The organism is Robbsia betulipollinis (genome assembly GCF_026624755.1).
Classification (GTDB): domain Bacteria; phylum Pseudomonadota; class Gammaproteobacteria; order Burkholderiales; family Burkholderiaceae; genus Robbsia; species Robbsia betulipollinis.
Window position 1 is genome coordinate 643,804 of the sequence record NZ_JAPMXC010000010.1, and the last position, 17,252, is coordinate 661,055.

A 17,252-nucleotide genomic window follows, 5' to 3' on the forward strand; every position below is an offset into this window, starting at 1 on the left:
GGCCGGCGTCAGCACCGCGGCGTCGGGACCACCGGGTCGATCGCGCTCTTGCCGGGATGACTGAATATCGCCACCGCATCGCTCAGCGCATCGGCCTGGGCGCGCTGGCTGTGCGCCGCCGCGGCAACCTGCTCGACCAGCGCCGCGTTTTGCTGGGTCACCGTATCGAGTTCGGCGATGGCGGCGTCCACCTGACCGATGCATTCGTCCTGCCGCCGCCCCGCCGCCTCCAGTTGTCGGGTGACCTGCACGGTGCGCGCGAACGTGTCGACGATGCTCTGCATCGCGACGCCGGCGTCGCGCGCCATAGAGGCGCCCCGGTCCGCCTGATCGACGGTGCCGCCGACCAGTTCGCTGATTTCGCGTGCGGCGCCGGCGCAGCGTTGCGCCAGCAGGCGCACTTCGCCGGCGACGACGGAGAAACCCCGGCCGTGCTCGCCGGCCCGCGCCGCCTCGACCGCGGCGTTCAGCGCCAGCAGATTGGTCTGGAAAGCGATGCCGTCGATCATCGCGGTGATGTCGCCGACGCGCTGCGAAGACTGCGCGACCGATTCCATCGTCGAGACCACGCGCCCGATGACCTGCTGCCCTTCCGCCGCCGCGTGCGCCGCCTCGGCCGTGCTGTCGGCGGTGCCGCGTGTGTGTTCGCGGGCGAGCCCGGTGGCGTCGCGCAGTGCCTGGATGGTCTCGGTGGTGCGGTCGAGATAGGCGGCCTGACGTTCGGTGCGACGCGCCAGGTCGCCATTGCCGGCGGCGATTTCCGCTACCGCATGGCGCAGGCCATCGGCCTGCGTGTCGACATCCGTGACGATCGCCGCCAGGTTCGCGCGCAACTGCGTCAGCGCGCGCCGCAATTCGCCCAGTTCGGCGATGGCGGGTTGCGGGGCGACGGACGGGGGCGATGCGGAGGACGATGCGGAGGACGGATCGAGGTCGCAGGCGGCCAGCCGGTTGGCGGTGTCGATCAGCGCCGCGACCGGGCGCGCGAGGCTGCGCCACAAGCCGATACCGGCCAGCGCCGAGGTGCCGAGCAGGATGCCGATCAGCCAGGCAGACTGCGCGATGCGATCCGGCGTCGCCTGGGTCATCAGGGGCAGGGCGGCGCACAGGGTGGTCGCGGCGGCCGGCAGCGTCATGGCCAGCGTCACGCGTCCGGCGAGCGTGCCGCCGCGCAGTCCGGCCAGCCAGCCGGCAGGGCCGGTACGGCGCAGTTGGCCCTGATGCAATGCCAGGCGGTGCGTGCGTGCCCCACGGGGGGCGTCGCGCAACAGCGCATAGGCCGAAGACGCCGCGGCGATCTCCTCGGCGGAAGGCTTGACCCGCACGGACAGATAGCCGACGGTCCTGCCTTTCTGGACGATCGGCGTGACGTTCGCGCGCACCCAGTAATGCCTGCCGTCCAGGCGCCGGTTCTTGACGATCGCGGTCCATGGCTTGCCCGCGCGGACCGTTGCCCAGAGATCCGCATACGCGAGCGCGGGCATGTCGGGATGCCGCACCACGTTGTGCGGCTGGCCGATCAGCGCCTCGCGGGAAAAGCCGCTGACCTTGACGAAAGCGGGATTGCAGTAGCGGATGACGCCCTGCAGATCCGTGACCGACACCAGCTGTTCGGACGCCGGATAGTCGTATTGCTCGTCGATGACGGGAAGGTTGATTCGCATGGTGCTGCCGCCCTGGCTGACGCCCGTGTCGCCGCAATATTCTGCTGAGGGCGGTATGCTGGCAGATCGGTGTCGTACCGTCTTTGCGCTGGATCAATAAAGGGTGGAAAAATGGGGCGTTGCCTGCAGCGGTTGACCGTTCATACGCGCGGTCAGGGGTTGGTGGAAGTCACCGACCAGATTGTGTCGTGGCTGGACGCCCTGCACGCGGGCGACGGGCTGCTGACGGTGTTCTGCCGTCACACGTCGGCCTCGCTGTTGATCCAGGAGAACGCCGACCCCGACGTACGTGCGGACCTGGAGGCTTTCTTCGCGCGGATCGCGCCGGAGTCGCGCACGCTCTACCGGCACGACAGCGAGGGCGCCGACGATATGCCGGCGCATATCCGCTGTGCGCTCACGCAGGTGCAGTTGTCGATTCCGGTGGCCGAGGGCAGGATGGTACTGGGGAACTGGCAGGGGGTGTATCTGTTCGAGCACCGGCGTGCTCCGCATCGACGGGAACTGGTGTTGCATTTCACGGCGACGTAGGCGCACCGTGCTTGCGGGCAGGAACGGTCGCGCCGGCATGAGCCGCACCCGCCGCGAAAATCAGAATCCGTCGTCCGACACCTCGTCGTAGCGCACCTCGAGCGTCTCGGCATGGCGCACGTCGATGCCTTCGTCGGTGGGCGAGTGATTGGGCAGGCTCGTGAACTGGGAATCGAGATAGGCGAAATCCACCTTGCCGCTCAGGTCCTTCAGCAGCGCCGCCGGCGTCTTGAAACCGCTGCCGGCGATCTCGTCGACATCGAGGAGATAGGACCAGCTCGGCTTGCCTTCCTTGCCTTCCTGCTTTGCCTCGCCAAGGTCGATCAGCTTGCGCTCCGCATTGCGCACGTAGATGTGCCTGCCGCTCAGGAGGAAGGTGAAGGTCTGCACCAGGGGATCGGCGGGCGCGCCTTCGCGGCGCGGTGCGGTTTTAGCCATTGCGTTCTCCAGAAAGCGTGGGGGGCGACAGGACGGCCCCGCCCTTTCCCGGCGCGCATGAAGCATGCCCACGCGCCCGCGCCCGACGCCGGCGACGTCGTCGGGCCGGCCGCCCAGGATCCCTGGCCGGCCTGACGGATCAGTCGGCTGTCGTGAGCTTGCCGTCGACGCGGCGGGTCAGACCAAGCGGGTTCGCGCGCTTGAGGGCGTCGGGCAGCAGCGCATCCGGCATGTCCTGATAGCTGACAGGACGCAGGAAGCGGTCGATCGCCAGGCTGCCGACCGAGGTCGAGCGGCCGTCGGCGGTCGACGGGTACGGTCCGCCGTGCACCATCGCGTGACCCACCTCGACGCCGGTGCCGAAACCGTTGACCAGGATCCGGCCGACGCGCCGTTCCAGCGTCGGCAGCAACGCGCGGGCGTCCGCCTGGTCGGCTTCGTCGATATGCAGGGCGGCCGTCAACTGACCTTCGAGCTTCTCGACGAGGTCGCGCATGGTGGCGAGGTCCGGGCAACGCACCACCAGGGAGGCGGCGCCAAAGATCTCGTCCTGCAGCGCGGGGTCCCGGGAAAACGCCTCGGCGGTGGTCGAGAACAGCGTCGCGCGACCCTGTGCCGGACCACTGGCTTCCTTGCCCTGCGCCACCGTGTCGACCTGCGCATGCTGCGCAAGCTTCGCCACCGCCGACTCGTAGGCCTGGTGGATGCCCGGCGTCAGCATCGTGGCGGCGGGCGTCGCGGCGAGCGCCGTGGCTGCCGCGTCGATGAAGGCGTCGACGGCGGGGCTGTCGATGGCCAGTACCAGACCGGGGTTCGTGCAGAACTGGCCGGCACCCAGCGCCAGCGAGGCGGCGAAGGCGGTGCCGATCGCGGCGCCACGGTTCGCCAGCGCATGCGGGAACAGCAGCACCGGGTTGATGCTGCTCATTTCGGCATAGACGGGAATCGGCTCATGGCGGGCGGCCGCCAGCTTGAGCAGGGCGAGACCGCCGCGCCGCGAGCCGGTGAAGCCGACCGCCTTGATCCGGGCATCGCTCACCAGCCCCTGGCCGATTTCCAGGCCCGAGTCGAACAATAGCGAGAACGTGCCATCCGGCAACCCGCAGTCGGCGACGGCCTTGCGCACCGCCTGGCCGACCAGCGCCGAGGTGCCGAGATGCGCGGGGTGCGCCTTCGCGACCACCGGGCAGCCGGCGGCCAGCGCCGAGGCGGTGTCGCCGCCGGCAACCGAGAACGCGAGCGGGAAGTTGCTCGCGCCGAACACGGCCACCGGGCCGAGCGGCACGTAACGCAGGCGCAGGTCGACGCGCGGCAGCGGCTGGCGCTCCGGCTGCGCCGGATCGATCCGCACGCCCAGGAAGTCGCCCTGGCGCACCACGGCGGCGAACATGCGCAACTGTCCGACGGTGCGGCCGCGCTCGCCTTCGATGCGACCGCGCGGCAGGCCGCTTTCCTGCACGCAACGCTCGACGAGCACGTCGCCCAGGTCGAGGATGTTCTGCGCGATTTTTTCGAGAAACGCGGCGCGGCTTTCGAGCGGCAGTTCGCGATAGACATCGGCCGCCTGCCATGCCAGCGCGCACGCGGCGTCGAGTTGCGCGGCGCTGGCGCCACCGAACGCGGGCGACAGCGGCTTGCCGCTGGCGGCTTCGATCGATTGCGTGCTGCCCTGGCTACCGGCCTGCGTTTGCTGACCAATCAGCAGATCGCTGCATATTTCCATGATGTTCCGTCCTTTTCGGTTTTTTGGTAATTCGGTTATGGCGCGTACCGGGGAGGGCAGGCGGCGCGTGTGGCCGCGCCATCGGTGCCCGCATCCCGGTCCGTATCTCATTTGCCCCAGCGTAGCACCATCGGGTCCAGTCGGCGGGCCACCTTGAGCAAGCCGTCGCGCGTGGCAGGATGCATCGGCGCGAAGGGGTGGCGGGTCAGGTCCGAGCCGATCACGCCGCCTTCCTTCATCAATGCCTTGCACGCGGCCAGGCCGCATTGCCGGTTTTCGTAATTGATCAGCGGCAGCCATTCCTGGTACAGCGCCGCCGCGTGCTCGCCATCGCCCGCGACATACGCGTCGACGATGCGGCGGATGCCGTCGGGGTAGGCGCCGCCCGTCATCGCGCCGGTCGCGCCGGCGTCGAAATCGGGAATCAGGGTGATGGCTTCCTCGCCGTCCCACGGGCCGACGATCGCATCGCCGCCCAGGGCGATCAGTTCCCGCAGCTTCGCGGCCGCCTGCGCGGTTTCGATCTTGAAATACGATACCTGCGCGATGTCGCGCGCCAGCGTCGCGAGAAAGGCGGCCGACAGGGAGGTGCCGGACACCGGCGCGTCCTGGATCATGATGGGGATCGCGATCGCGTCGGACACGCGACTGAAGAATTCGTGGATGCCGCGCTCGTTCACGCGGATCGTGGCGCCGTGATAGGGGGGCATGATCATGACCATCGCGGCGCCGGCCGCCTCGGCGGCGCGGCTGCGCGCGGCGCAGATGTCGGTGCCGAAGTGCGTGGTCGTCACGATCACCGGCACGCGCCCGGCCACGTGGTCGAGGACGGTGTCCTGGACTTCGCGGCGCTCGTCGTCGGTGAGCGCGAACTGTTCGGAAAAATTGGCCAGAATGCACAGGCCGTTCGAGCCCGCATCGATCATGAAATCGATCGCGCGCCGCTGTCCCGCCAGGTCGAGCCGCCCCTGATCGTCGAATACGGTCGGCGCGACCGGGAAGACGCCCTTGTAGACGGGAGGGGAGGCAGGTGCGGAAGCGGGCGAATCCAGGCGCGGCATGACAACGTCTCCTTATTTTAAGTATGTCGACACTATAAAAGGGCGGAGCGGTATGTGTATAGTGAAAGCTTTCCATGTCCTGATCGCTTTTACGACTCACCCATGCATGAAGACCGGAACAAGCCGACGCTCGACGTCCTGATGTCGCGCTTGCGCATGAAGCAACTGCAGTTGCTGATCGCGCTCGACGATCACGCCTCGCTGCACAAGGCATCGAGCGCGATGGCGATGACGCAATCGGCCGCCAGCAAGGCGCTGGCGGAGCTGGAGGCGATGCTGGGGGAGCCGTTGTTCGAGCGCATGAAAACCGGTCTGGTGCCCAATCCCTTCGGGCATTGCGTGATCCGGTATGCACGCCTGCTGGCGTCGGAACTGGACGCGCTGTGCCAGGAGGTCGCCGATATCCGTGCCGGAACCGGTGGACGGCTCGCCGTGGGGGCGATCATGGGTTCGATCCTGGACCGGGTCGCGCCGGTCTTGAACGATTTGCGCAAGCGTCATCCGGGCCTGTCGATCGAGATCGTCGAGGACACCAGTTCGCGCATGCTCGTTTTGCTCGACGAGGGACGGCTGGATCTGGTCATCGGCCGCTCCGCGGTCAGCGATTCGCCCGGAAAGTACCGGTATCACCCGCTGGCCGACGAGCCCGTGGCGGTGGTGGTGGGTGCCGACCATCCGCCGTTCGCGCCCGGCGAGGTCACCTTCGCGGAGCTCGCGCAGCATCGCTGGGTCAGTTATCCGAACAATATGCCGATGCAGGCCTTCCTCGAACGCGAGATGGATCTGGCCGGCATGCCGATGCCCGACAGCGCCATCTCCACCGCCTCGACCTTCGTCACGGTTGCGCTGCTGCGCGGCGATGTCGATCTGGTGGCGCTGCTGCCCGAGGCCGTGGCGCAGATGTTCAGCGCGCACGGCATGCTGCGCGTCGTGCCCGTCGCGTTCAAGTCGCAATCCCAGACCTTCGGGATCGTCACGCGCAAGGCCGGGATGCCGTCGCCACTGGCCAGCGAGTTCATCGAGCGCCTGAAGGCGCAGGTCGCCCGAGGCATACCGATGCGTGGCCCATGAGCGAGTCGCACATCTTGCTTCGGGTAAACCACTAATCCGCGGTATTTCAGCTGCACCGCCCCGTGCGGCGTCGTATCCACCGTGTATCGACGCGTAGGGGAATGGACGGTAAGGCAATGTTCCCAGCTTTGTCTGCTAACGTCTGCTAACGTACGGTGAACCGGCATCCTCTCGCCTGCCGTCGGTCAGCATGGTGCGGATAGTGCAGCAAACATTTCGGACGCTCCTGCCCGGAATGGCACGTGGAGCTTGAAGATATGATGCCCTTTCAAACCCATCCGCACGACCCGTTGCCGTCGCTGTCCGCGGAACAGATCGCACGCTTGCAGGAATCGATCGACACCGTCGGCATGGGGGTCTGGCGCGACGCGGTGTCTCCGGCCTTTCTCGACGCCGCCCGGTCTTTCATCGGGCAACAACTTGACGAACACGATCACCAGTACTTCAGCCTGCATGGCGAGCGCTGGCTGGCCGCCAGCCCGCTGAAGGCGATCGCGGAATCGACGGCGTTGCGGCAGACCGTCGACACGCTGGGCAAGCACGTGATGGCGGGCCGGACCATCAAGATGAACATGGCGGCGTCGATGCGGGTGCTGACCGGAGAACTGGGCCAGCGGCATTCGGAGCGCTATCACTACGACTCGTATGTCGTGACGGTGCTGGTGCCGCTGATCATGCCCGATGTGCCGGGGGAACCGCACGGCGACCTGGTGCTGTTTCCGAATCTGCGCGGCGTGCCGGGCAGTGCCATGCTGAATATCGTCGAGAAATTGTGCGTCGAGAACGGTCTGGTGCGGGCGCTGTGGCGGCAACCGCGCGTGCAGCGCTGGTTCGGCGCCAAGGTCATGAAGATGACGCCGGGAAACCTCTATTTCTTCTGGGGCATCCGCTCGCTGCATGCGAATCAGGCCTGCGCGGTGGGGCGCGTTCGCGGCACGGCGTTGTTTCATTTCGGCGATCCGCATGCGGGCGGCGTTCTCAAACGGTTGAGCGGCGCGCACCACCGTTTCAAGCAGCAGCGGCTGGCGCGCCGGGCGTCAGTGAAAATCCCGACTGCCGATCTGTAGGCCGCCCAGCAGCGGTGACAGGTCGACCAGGCGCCGCGCCACCAGGTGCCGGACTTCTCCCTCGCGCTGCCATACGCCGTACACGCCCAGCAAGGTTGCGCCCAGTGCGACGGCGCGCTGTTTTTCCAGCAGGGCCGGCCAGACGATCACGCTGATCGCACCCGTCTCGTCCTCCAGCGTCATGAACATCACGCCCTTCGCGGTGCCGGGGCGCTGCCGCACCGTCACGATGCCGCAGCCGCGCGCGAGCTGGCCGTTGCGGTAGCCGAACAGCGTCGCGGCCGGCAGCAGGCGGCGCACCGCGAGCGACGGCCGCAGCAGCGCGAGCGGATGGCGCCCCAGGGTGAGGCCCGTCGCGCGGTAGTCGGCGAGGATATGCTGGCCTTCGCTCGGTGGGTCGAACGCCGGGGTCTCGTCCTGGTTCATGGCGGCGCGCAACAGGTCCCGGGCGGGCGCCATCGCCACCGCCTGCCATAGCGCCTGGCGCCGGTTGCCGGCCAGCGCGGCGAGCGCGTCGGCGGCGGCCAGCAATTGCAGTTCGCGCCGGTCCAGCCGCGCGCGCAGGGCGAGGTCGGCGACGTCGTCGAACGGACGCACCGCCCGTGCCGCCTCGATGCGCCACGCGCTGTCCTCGTCCAGGCCGCGTACCCGCGACAGTCCCAGGCGGACCGCCGGCCGGGCCGGCGCGCCGTCGGCGGGCGGGCCGTCTTCGAGCGTACTGTCCCAGGCGCTGATCGTGACGTCGATGCCCCGCACCACGACATGATGGCGGCGTGCATCCTGCACCAGTTGCGAGGGCGAATAAAAGCCCATCGGCTGGCTGTTGAGCAGCGCGCACAGAAAGGCCTCCGGTTCATGGCATTTGAGCCAGCTGCTGGCATAGACGAGCAGGGCGAAGCTGGCCGCATGGCTTTCCGGAAAACCGTACTCGCCGAAACCCTGGATCTGCGCGAAGATCGCTTCGGCGAAAGACCGTTCGTAGCCGCGTGCCAGCATGCCGTCGACGATCCGGTCGTAATAGCGTTCCATCCCGCCCTTGCGGCGCCAGGCAGCCATCGCCCGCCGCAGCGCGTCGGCTTCCCCCGCCGTGAAGCCGGCGGCCAGCATCGCCACCTGCATGACCTGCTCCTGGAAGATCGGCACGCCGAGCGTGCGCTCCAGCGCCTGTTTTACCTCGGGACTCGGATAATCGACCGGTTCCAGTTTCTGGCGGCGACGCAGATAGGGATGCACCATGCCGCCCTGGATCGGTCCCGGGCGCACGATGGCGACTTCGATGACCAGATCGTAGAAACACCGGGGCCGCAGCCGCGGCAGCATGCTCATCTGCGCACGCGATTCGATCTGGAAGACGCCGACGGTGTCCGCGCGGCAGATCATGTCGTAGGTGGCATTGTCCTCGGCGGGAATGTCCTGCAATTCGAACGGATGCCCGCGCCGCAGCGACACCCCTTCGAGCGTGCGCCGGATGGCCGAGAGCATGCCCAGCGCGAGGATGTCGACCTTGAGCAGGCCCAGCGCCTCCAGATCGTCCTTGTCCCACTGAATCACGCTGCGCTCCGGCATCGCGGCGTTTTCGATGGGCACCAGCCGGGACAGCTTGCCGCGGCTGATGACGAAGCCGCCGCTGTGCTGCGACAGGTGCCGCGGAAAGCCCAGCAACTGCGCGGCGAAATGGGCCCATTGGCGGATCATCGGCGCGGTGGCGTCGAGTCCGGACTCGGTGAAACGGACGAGCAGATCCGCGCTCGAATCGAACCACTGATGGGCTTTCGCGACGCGGTCGACCAGATCGGGATCGATGCCCAGCGCCTTGCCCGCGTCGCGCAGCGCGCTGCGCGGCCGGTAGGTGGCGATCGCCGCGGCGATCGCGGCCCGGTCGCGGCCATAGGTGCGGTAGACGTACTGAATGACCTCCTCCCGCCGCTGATGCTCGAAGTCGACGTCGATATCGGGCGGCTCGCCGCGCTCCCTGCTGATGAAGCGCTCGAACAGCATGCTGCTGCGCGCCGGGTCGACCTCGGTGATGCCCAGGCAATAGCAGACCGCCGAGTTCGCGGCGGACCCGCGGCCCTGACACAGGATGTGGTTATTGCGCGCGAAACGCACCAGGTCGTAAACCGTCAGGAAATACGGCTCGTAGGCCAGCGCCGCGATCAGTTCGAGCTCGTGCTCGATCTGCCGCTGGACCGCTGGCGGGATGCCTTGCGGGAAACGGCGCCGCGCGCCGATATAGGTTTCCTGGCGCAGGTAGTCGGCCGCGCTGATATCTTGGGGTACCAGTTCGTCCGGGTATTCGTAGCGCAGTTCCCTCAGATCGAAGCGGCACGCCCGCGCGATCCGCACGGTTTCGGCCAGCGCGCCCGCCGGATAGAGGTTGGCCAGACGCAGGCGCGAGCGCAGATGCTGTTCGGCATTGGGCGCGAGGTCGTAACCGCATTGTCCGACCGGGCGTCCCAGGCGCACGGCGCTCAGGACGTCGTGCAGGGGTTTGCGGGAGCGCACGTGCATCGTCACGCCGCCGAGGGCGACCACGCGCAGGCCCGCGCGCGCCGCGACGCGCTCGACCACGCCGCGATGGATATCGTCCATCGCGCGGGCGTGCAGTGTCAGGCCCAGCCAGGCGCGGCCGGGAAAGGTCGCGCCGAACCAGTCGGCCTGGGCGGCGAGCCGCGCCTCGTCGGCGGGAAAATCCGGCGCCTGGATGATCAGGCAATGCGGCAAGCTCCGCAGGTGCGCATGTTCCGGTTCGGGGTGCGTCAGGTCCCGCGACGTGAGCCGGTAGCGGCCCTTGGGCGCGCGCGTACGCCCCAGCGTGATCAGTTCCGACAGGTTGCCGTAGCCTTCGCGGTTCTGCGCCAGCGCGACGAAGCGCATGGCGGGCGAACCATCGGCATTCACCAATTCGAAGGTGGCGCCCACCAGAAACGGCAGTTTCGCCTTTTCCGCTTCCACGTAGGCGCGCACGATTCCCGCCAGCGAGCACTCGTCGGTGATCGCCAGGGCCGAATACCCGAGCGCGGCGGCCCGTTGCGCCATTTCCTCCGCATGCGATGCGCCCCTGAGGAAGGAAAAATTCGAAAAACACTGCAATTCCGCGTAGTCCGGCAGGCCGATGGGCCAGGGCGTGTCATCGACCATAGACGTTCACCCGAAGAAGCCATGCAGATACCAGCGCGGCGGCGCGCCGTCCGGTGCGCCGGCTGGCCCGTCGGCCGGCGTGCCGAGGCGTTCGCGGAATATCCAGTAGCAACTGTGATCCTGGGCTTCGGCGACGAAGTAATCCCGGGTGACGCTGGCCTGGGTATCGTCCCACCAGCCGGCTTCTATCCGCTCGCCGGGCGAGACGATGCGCAGGGGGCTGCCGTAGAACGGCCGGTGCCGGCGTGTGAGCAACGCCAGCGGCCGTTCCAGCAGCCAGGCGGGACGCGGCGGGCTGGCATGCGGCGGAGCCGCGCGTGCCGGGCCGCTCGCCCCCGGCCCGGCGCCGGACGATGGCGGCAAGGTCACCGGCGACCAGCGGTTGGCCATTTCCGGCCGATGATCCGGTTGCGGCGCGCATTGCAGGATATTGTCGGTTCCCAGCCGCGCGCTCAGCAGTTCGACGAGACGGCGATGATCGCTGGCCGAGCCGCCGGGTTCCGGGAACAGGGATGCCGAGAGCGGGCGCGCCGGCGCGACATGGGCAGCCGTCAGGCGTACCGCGATCACCGCCGCGGCCAGTTCGATGCGTGTCAGGCGTTGCGCGAGCAGCCGCAGCAGATGGCTGTCCTGCCAGGTCGGTTCGGCGAGCGCGACGGGAATGTCCGTGGGCGGCATCGCGTCGCGGCCGCGTTCGTGTTCGAGCTGCAGCAGGATCCCCGTCACGGCCATTTGCCGGGTCACCAGCCAGCCGGTCAACTGCGCGACCTGCGCGCCCACGTAGGCGAGCACCGCTTCGCTGCGCTCGATGCGGTCCGGCAACTCATGACGGATGTCGAAGCTTTCCGGCAGGCTGAGCCATTCGAACATTTCGGCGGCGGCGCCGAGCGCCTGATCGAGCCGGTCGAGCACCGTGTCGCCGCAGCGCCGCTTGAGGCCGGCGCGCGGCAGGCGGCGCAGGTCGCCGAGCGTCGCGCATCCCAGGCCGGCGAACCACTCGGCGAAGGGCTGGGCAGCCGGCAAAAGCCTCAGCGGCAAGCCGTTCAGCAGGGTTTCCAGCGAACGCCGGCAGCCATCGGCGCCGTCGTGGCGCGGCGCGTGCGCCGGAACCCGGTCGCGCGCGTGCAGGCGCAGCGCATGGCCGGCGCCGGCGCGCGCCAGCATGCCGGCGCCGGTGCCTGTCGGCGCCAGGCTCAGACGCGCGGTCAGACCGCACGCGCGAATCGTCGTGCGGACGCGGCCGCGCAGCGCGCGGATCCCGCCGAACAGACGCAGGCTCGCCGACACGTCCATCAGGATGGTGGCATCCGGCGTCAGCGCGACCTGCGGCGAATACTGCATCAACGCCGTGGCGAGACCGCGTAGCGCCCTGTTTTCCAGCGCGGTCGCGCGATCCCTGACCGCCGCGGCGGGCAACAGCGCGAGCACGCTGCCGCGCCGCATCCCCGGCCGTACGCCGGCCGCGCGGGCCGCGAGGCTCATGGCCAGCACGCGTTCGTGTTCCAGGACCACCAGACCCGCATGCGGCTCAATCGACCAGGTGGGCCGGAACACTTCGAGGGACAGGTGCGGTAGATGGACGCCGATCCACAGGTGCATGACGGTTCAGGAGAAGAGGGGACGGCCCGAGCGCGACCGCCAGGGGAAGGTCGCGTGCCGGGCCGCGCCGTTTGACGAATTCGACATGGAGGCTGTCCTGCGCGGGCCTGAGCGCGAGCCGCAGGGGGGCCGGCGAGGCGTGATGCAGGGTGCTCAACGGCCTGAACAGGATGAACAGCGTGTCCGACGACTGCGCGGCGAGATGCAAGCGGCGCAGCGCATCGTGACGGATGGGATCCTGCCAGAACAGCAGGGCGCCGCAACTTCCGGCGCGCAGGATCTGCTCGGCGGCCCAGAGCGCGTCCGCGCCGCGGGGCGCGCGAATCAGATGCAGCCGGTCGAGCGGCATGCCCCAGTGCGTGAACGCCGTCTGGTTCGGCATGTGCGGCGGCTCCAGTAGTATCAGCGGCCGCGCGCCGAGCGCTTCGAGGGCGGGGCGCAACAGCCGCAGTTCGCCGATGCCCGGTTGCTGGATCAGCAGCTCGACCAGCACCCCCAGCGGCCAGCCGCCGCCCGGTAATTCATGGGAAAAGGCGGCATCGCCGGTATCGACGCATGGGCCGCGTCCCTGTGCGAGTTGCGTGCCGCGCCAAAGCGACGGATGGATGGACTCTGGCGAGCGGAGGACGGACGAAAGCATGCCGGGTTTCACGTTTACTGTATATATGTACAGTAGTATAGCGTGAGTTCGGAAAAGCCCCCATTTTTATCGAAACGCGCCGCCGCTGCGAGTCGTGACGCGAACCGTGGCGCGGATGACGACGAGGAGGTTTACATGAGGGGAAGCGTGCGTTCGTGCACAAAGGGTTCTTGCCTGCCGCGGGCATACTCTGCACGAAGCGTTCACCATGAAAGGGCACGACGGAAGGCCCAAGGGACGCCAATAATTAGACAGGAATGTCTAATTATTGACTAGACGAATTTGTCTAGTAAAGACATACTTCACTCATACCACCGCCTTGTCGCAGGGTTTTCGGATAGGCGTTCGTTCCGCACTGCCCTGGCTTCCGGAGTCCGCATCATGTATTTGACGACAACGCTTTCGCCTCTTGCCCGCCTGTCGGTCGTTCCGGCGGCGCAGCCCGTGCAGCGCAAGGGACAACTCGCCAATACCCGGCTTTTCGCAATCCAGTGCTATCACAGCGCCACGCGTCTGGTGGGCTTCGACGAGCGCCGGGGCTTGCTGGTCGACAAAAACGTGTAACGGCGCCAGGCGGGCGACATCCCCGCCCTGGTTCAGACGCCGGTCGCCGCTTCGACCGCCGTGAGATAGGCGGTGAGCGCGCGCTGCACTTCGCGCAGGTATTGGCTGGCGCGTGCGACCGGCGCCGCCGCGGCGCCGAATTTCACCGTCATGCATCCCAACGCGAGCGCGTGAAGCATGTCGGCGTAGAGCTGGCGATCCGCTGCCTGCGCCTGCGGCAGCCGGGCATCGATGACTGCCCTGTACCGGTTCACTGCATCATCGTTCGTCAGGGGCGGATAGTTGCGCGACATGAAGGACAGACAGTCGGGGTGGCTTTCCAGATAGCGGATGTACGGCGCGGCCAATCGGTCCACCACCGCTTCCGGAGAGAGCGCCCGCCACGTGTCTACGGATGTCGCAGCGATATCCCGGCCGATCTCCGCGGTGCCGGTCGCGTGCCGTTCCTCCAGCGCATCGAGCAAGGCATCCCGGTCCGGGAAAAAGTGATACATCGAGCCGATCGGCGTGCTGGCCTGCTTGGCGACGCCGTGCATCGTGACGCCGCTCAGTCCCTTTTCCATGATCACCGCGGCAGTGGCATCGAGAATCGTTTCCACGCGCGCCTTGCCCCGTGCCTGACGGGGCGCGCGCGCCGTCCCTTCGGCGCGCTTCGCATCGCCGGCCGCGCCACGGGACACCCTTTCGTCGTCACCCATCGTCACGCTCGCGCTCCTGGTCGTCATCCTGGAATTGTAGACGGAGTCGTCCACTTTTGCGATTCGGAAGCGGTGCCTTCGACCGGGTCATACAGGCTTCAGAGCGCGCGCTTGACGCTACGGGCCGACCCCGAAATGTCGTCGCCGATGCCCGCGACGGTGTTGCAGCCGGCCAACGCAAACAGGGAACCCACGACCAACAACGCTGCGACAAAACGACCAGACATCAGGGAACCTCGTGTGTGTGAAAGGACAACGGATGGGGAGAAGCGTGCGCCGAATGGCGACAACCCGCTCCGAATACTCCGATATATCGCCATCCCGCGTCAACCGGCCTCGCCATCGCATGACGATGTGGGGCGAGCGGGCAACGGCGCACAGTCCCGGAACGCCCGCCGGTAAGCCGAAGGCGACGTCCGGAAGGCCGCCGCGAAATGTTGTCGCAGCGCGACGCTCGACCTGAATGAGGTCGGGGCTGGCGCCCGAGCGCGGGACGATACTCGACTCGAACGGCCGGGCCCGGGCACGGGCCGCCTCGGCGTGACGCTTCGTTGGCCCGGCTGGCAACCGACGTCACGGGCCGTGCGCCAGACCGGACGGCCCTCTGACACGGCACCGCCGTCATGGCGACGTCATGCCGTGCTCACGTCTCGCGAAACCGGCGTCTGCCGAGCCGAGAAACGCCAACAGGATCCGCGCGGCCGTCTGCTGCGTCGATGACGCGCAGAGCGCCGCCGAGAAGGTCGTGACGCACTGTATGTCGGATGGCAGCGTACCGACGATATCGATGCCGGACACATGCAGCAATTCGCTTGACTGCTGAAAACCCAGCGCGACATCGCCGTGCGCCAGCAGCGTGCCGACCGCCACCCCGGGCGGTGCCCGCACGAGACGCGGCGCGATGGCGTCGGCGATGCCCCAGCGCGCGAACAGACGCATCAAATGCGCACCGCTGGGGCCGGTCGAGTAACCGACGGACCGCGCGTCGAGCACGGCGGCGCGCACCGCCTGCTCGCTGCCGATGTCGGGCCGCGCCGCGCCTTCCCGTACCGCCACCGCCACCCCGGACCGGGCGATATCGACGCGGCTATCGGCCACGAGCAGACCGTCGGCGATCAGACGATCGATGGCATCCGCGGCGAGCACGACGAAATCGAAGCGCGCGCCGTCCCGCACGCGCTGCATCGCGGCGACGCCGCCGACGGACTCGATCGCCACCTTTTGTGTCGATGCCCGCGCGTGGGCCTGCGACAACTGCAGCACCATCCCGCGCGTGGCCATCGAGGAAATGCCCGTGATTCCGGGACCGTCCGCAGCCTGGCGGTCGACCATGTTTCCTCCTTCAATCGATGTAACGCAAGCCCGCCTTTTGCAGGGGGTCGCGCATGCCGTACATATCCAGACCGAGCACGCCCGTCGCCAGTTTGATGCGCTTTTCGTTTTCGTTGGCCTCGCGCGCGGCGGCCTTCTCGAGCACGTCGGCGGCCCGGGCGGCCGGCACGACGACCACGCCATCGGCATCCGCGACCACCACATCGCCCGGGTTGACCAGCGCGCCGGCGCACACCACGGGAATGTTGACGGAACCCAGCGTCGCCTTCACCGTCCCCTTCGCCGAGACCGCCTTGCTCCATACGGGAAAATCCATATCGGCCAGCACGCGTACGTCCCGCACGCCGGCGTCGATCACCAGCCCGCGCGCGCCGCGCGCCTGGAAACTGGTCGCCAGCAGATCGCCGAAGAAACCGTCCGTGCAGTCGGCGGTGACGGCGGCGACCACCAGATCGCCGGGCCGGATTTGCTCCGCGGCAACATGCATCATCCAGTTGTCGCCCGGCTGCAGCAGCACCGTCACGGCGGTGCCGCTCGCCTGCGCGGTCTCGTAGATGCCGCGCATGTACGGTTTCATCAGGCCCGTGCGTCCCATGGCCTCGTGAACCGTCGCGGTGCCGAGCGCGCCGAGTTTCTCGGCCACGCCGGCGTCCGCCCGTTGAATGTTGCGATACACCACTCCGAGTTCGTACATGATCATTTTCCCTTGGTTTTCAGCATGGCATCGAGACGCGGATAAACGCGCCGCGCATTGCCTTCGAAGAGTTGCTGGCGCTGTGCCGCGGTGATGTTCGCGGCGTCGATGTAGCGGCGCGTGTCGTCGTAATAGTGGCCGGTCTCCGGATCGATGCCGCGTACCGCACCGATCATTTCGCTGGCGAAAAGGATGTTGTCCACCGGAATCACATGCGTGAGCAGATCGATGCCTGGCTGGTGATACACGCATGTGTCGAAGAAGATGTTCTTGAGAAGGTGCTCGGCGAGCGGCGGTTTCTTCATTTCCTGGGCAAGGCCCCGGAACCGGCCCCAGTGATACGGCACGGCGCCGCCGCCATGGGGAATCACGAAGCGCAACGTGGGAAAATCGCCGAACAGATCGGACGTGAGGCACTGCATGAAGGCGGTCGTGTCCGCGTTCAGATAATGGGCGCCCGTCGTGTGAAAACACGCGTTGCAGCTGGTGCTGACGTGAATCATCGCCGGGATGTCGTATTCCACCATTTTTTCGTAAATCGGGTACCAATGGCGGTCCGAGAGCGGGGGACTCGTCCAGTGCCCGCCCGAGGGATCCGGGTTCAGGTTGATGGCGACATTGCCATACTCCTCGACGCATCGGACCAGCTCCGGAATGCACGTCGCCAGGTCCGCCCCGGGACTCTGCGGCAACATCGCCGCCGGCACGAAATGATCGGGGAACAGCGCGCTGACGCGGTGGCACAGCTCGTTGCAGATGGCGGCCCACGTCTTCGAAATCTCCACGTCGCCGATGTGGTGCGCCATGAAGCTCGCACGCGGACTGAAGATCGTGAGGTCGAGTCCGCGCGCCTGCATCAAACGGAGTTGATTGGCTTCGATCGATTCGCGCAGTTCGTCGTCGCTGATGTGCAGTTCCGAGACTTTCGGCATTTCCGCTGCATTGCCGATGCCCGCGATCTGGCGGTTGCGCCAGGTTTCCAGCGCCTTGGGCGCGGTGGTGTAGTGGCCGTGGATGTCGATGATCATG

16 protein-coding genes are annotated in these 17,252 nt (G+C 67.6%); 4 read left to right on the forward strand and 12 right to left on the reverse strand.

The annotated features are described in order from the left end of the window. Window positions 1-8: 8 nt before the first annotated feature. Window positions 9-1,664: a methyl-accepting chemotaxis protein gene (locus OVY01_RS20615; protein ID WP_267849446.1), complete on the reverse strand. Its 1,656-nt coding sequence runs from the start codon at window positions 1,662-1,664 to the stop codon at window positions 9-11. 111 nt (window positions 1,665-1,775) lie between these two features. On the opposite strand from OVY01_RS20615, the gene OVY01_RS20620 reads away from it, so the two are divergent. Further along, window positions 1,776-2,195, forward strand: coding sequence for a secondary thiamine-phosphate synthase enzyme YjbQ (locus OVY01_RS20620; RefSeq protein WP_267849447.1), 420 nt, complete (start codon window positions 1,776-1,778; stop codon window positions 2,193-2,195). Window positions 2,196-2,255: 60 nt separating this feature from the next. On the opposite strand, the gene OVY01_RS20625 is transcribed toward OVY01_RS20620, so the two are convergent. The 3 genes from OVY01_RS20625 to OVY01_RS20635 form a co-directional block, all read right to left on the reverse strand. Next, window positions 2,256-2,633 carry a hypothetical protein gene (locus OVY01_RS20625; RefSeq protein WP_267849448.1) on the reverse strand — a complete coding sequence of 126 codons (378 nt, stop codon included), beginning with the start codon at window positions 2,631-2,633 and terminating at the stop codon, window positions 2,256-2,258. Between the two features lie 139 nt (window positions 2,634-2,772). After that, window positions 2,773-4,356, reverse strand: coding sequence for an aldehyde dehydrogenase (NADP(+)) (locus tag OVY01_RS20630; RefSeq protein WP_267849449.1), 1,584 nt, complete (start codon window positions 4,354-4,356; stop codon window positions 2,773-2,775). Window positions 4,357-4,463: 107 nt separating this feature from the next. Then, the gene (locus OVY01_RS20635) at window positions 4,464-5,417 is read right to left on the reverse strand and encodes a dihydrodipicolinate synthase family protein (protein WP_267849450.1); all 954 of its coding nucleotides are present in this window, start codon (window positions 5,415-5,417) and stop codon (window positions 4,464-4,466) included. A gap of 102 nt (window positions 5,418-5,519) precedes the next feature. On the opposite strand from OVY01_RS20635, the gene OVY01_RS20640 reads away from it, so the two are divergent. Beyond that, window positions 5,520-6,488: a LysR family transcriptional regulator gene (locus OVY01_RS20640; RefSeq protein WP_267849451.1), complete on the forward strand. Its 969-nt coding sequence runs from the start codon at window positions 5,520-5,522 to the stop codon at window positions 6,486-6,488. A gap of 257 nt (window positions 6,489-6,745) precedes the next feature. After that, a complete protein-coding gene (locus tag OVY01_RS20645) occupies window positions 6,746-7,555 on the forward strand; it encodes a hypothetical protein (protein ID WP_267849452.1) in 810 nt (269 codons plus the stop codon). On the opposite strand, the gene OVY01_RS20650 is transcribed toward OVY01_RS20645, so the two are convergent. Genes OVY01_RS20650 through imuA form a run of 3 tightly spaced genes read right to left on the reverse strand, consistent with a single transcriptional unit; the run spans window position 7,526 to window position 12,935 of the window. After that, entirely contained in the window at window positions 7,526-10,696 is a 3,171-nt protein-coding gene (locus OVY01_RS20650; RefSeq protein WP_267849453.1) for an error-prone DNA polymerase, read from the reverse strand. The two genes, OVY01_RS20645 and OVY01_RS20650, sit on opposite strands and share 30 nt — an antisense overlap. Before the next feature lie 6 nt (window positions 10,697-10,702). Beyond that, window positions 10,703-12,295, reverse strand: coding sequence for a Y-family DNA polymerase (locus OVY01_RS20655; protein WP_267849454.1), 1,593 nt, complete (start codon window positions 12,293-12,295; stop codon window positions 10,703-10,705). Next, complete coding sequence (gene imuA / locus OVY01_RS20660; RefSeq protein WP_267849455.1) at window positions 12,225-12,935, reverse strand: translesion DNA synthesis-associated protein ImuA; 711 nt, start codon at window positions 12,933-12,935, stop codon at window positions 12,225-12,227. The genes OVY01_RS20655 and imuA overlap by 71 nt, the downstream gene beginning before the upstream one ends. 381 nt (window positions 12,936-13,316) lie before the next feature. Between imuA and OVY01_RS20665 the strand changes: the two genes are divergently transcribed. After that, the gene (locus tag OVY01_RS20665; protein ID WP_267849456.1) at window positions 13,317-13,499 is read left to right on the forward strand and encodes a hypothetical protein; all 183 of its coding nucleotides are present in this window, start codon (window positions 13,317-13,319) and stop codon (window positions 13,497-13,499) included. A gap of 32 nt (window positions 13,500-13,531) precedes the next feature. Here the strand turns inward: OVY01_RS20665 and OVY01_RS20670 are convergent, their stop codons facing one another. The 5 genes from OVY01_RS20670 to OVY01_RS20690 all read right to left on the reverse strand — a co-directional run bounded on the left by OVY01_RS20670 (window position 13,532) and on the right by OVY01_RS20690 (window position 17,251). Beyond that, window positions 13,532-14,224: a TetR/AcrR family transcriptional regulator gene (locus OVY01_RS20670; RefSeq protein ID WP_267849457.1), complete on the reverse strand. Its 693-nt coding sequence runs from the start codon at window positions 14,222-14,224 to the stop codon at window positions 13,532-13,534. 71 nt (window positions 14,225-14,295) lie between these two features. Beyond that, window positions 14,296-14,424 (reverse strand): hypothetical protein, encoded by a 129-nt coding sequence (locus OVY01_RS20675; RefSeq protein WP_267849458.1) that lies wholly within the window; start codon window positions 14,422-14,424, stop codon window positions 14,296-14,298. A 394-nt stretch (window positions 14,425-14,818) separates the two neighbouring features. Beyond that, window positions 14,819-15,529, reverse strand: coding sequence for a substrate-binding domain-containing protein (locus OVY01_RS20680; protein ID WP_267849459.1), 711 nt, complete (start codon window positions 15,527-15,529; stop codon window positions 14,819-14,821). Between the two features lie 10 nt (window positions 15,530-15,539). Next, window positions 15,540-16,223: a 4-carboxy-4-hydroxy-2-oxoadipate aldolase/oxaloacetate decarboxylase gene (ligK, locus tag OVY01_RS20685; protein ID WP_267849460.1), complete on the reverse strand. Its 684-nt coding sequence runs from the start codon at window positions 16,221-16,223 to the stop codon at window positions 15,540-15,542. Window positions 16,224-16,225: 2 nt separating this feature from the next. Next, entirely contained in the window at window positions 16,226-17,251 is a 1,026-nt protein-coding gene (locus OVY01_RS20690; RefSeq protein ID WP_267849461.1) for an amidohydrolase family protein, read from the reverse strand. Between the last annotated feature and the right edge of the window lies 1 nt (window position 17,252).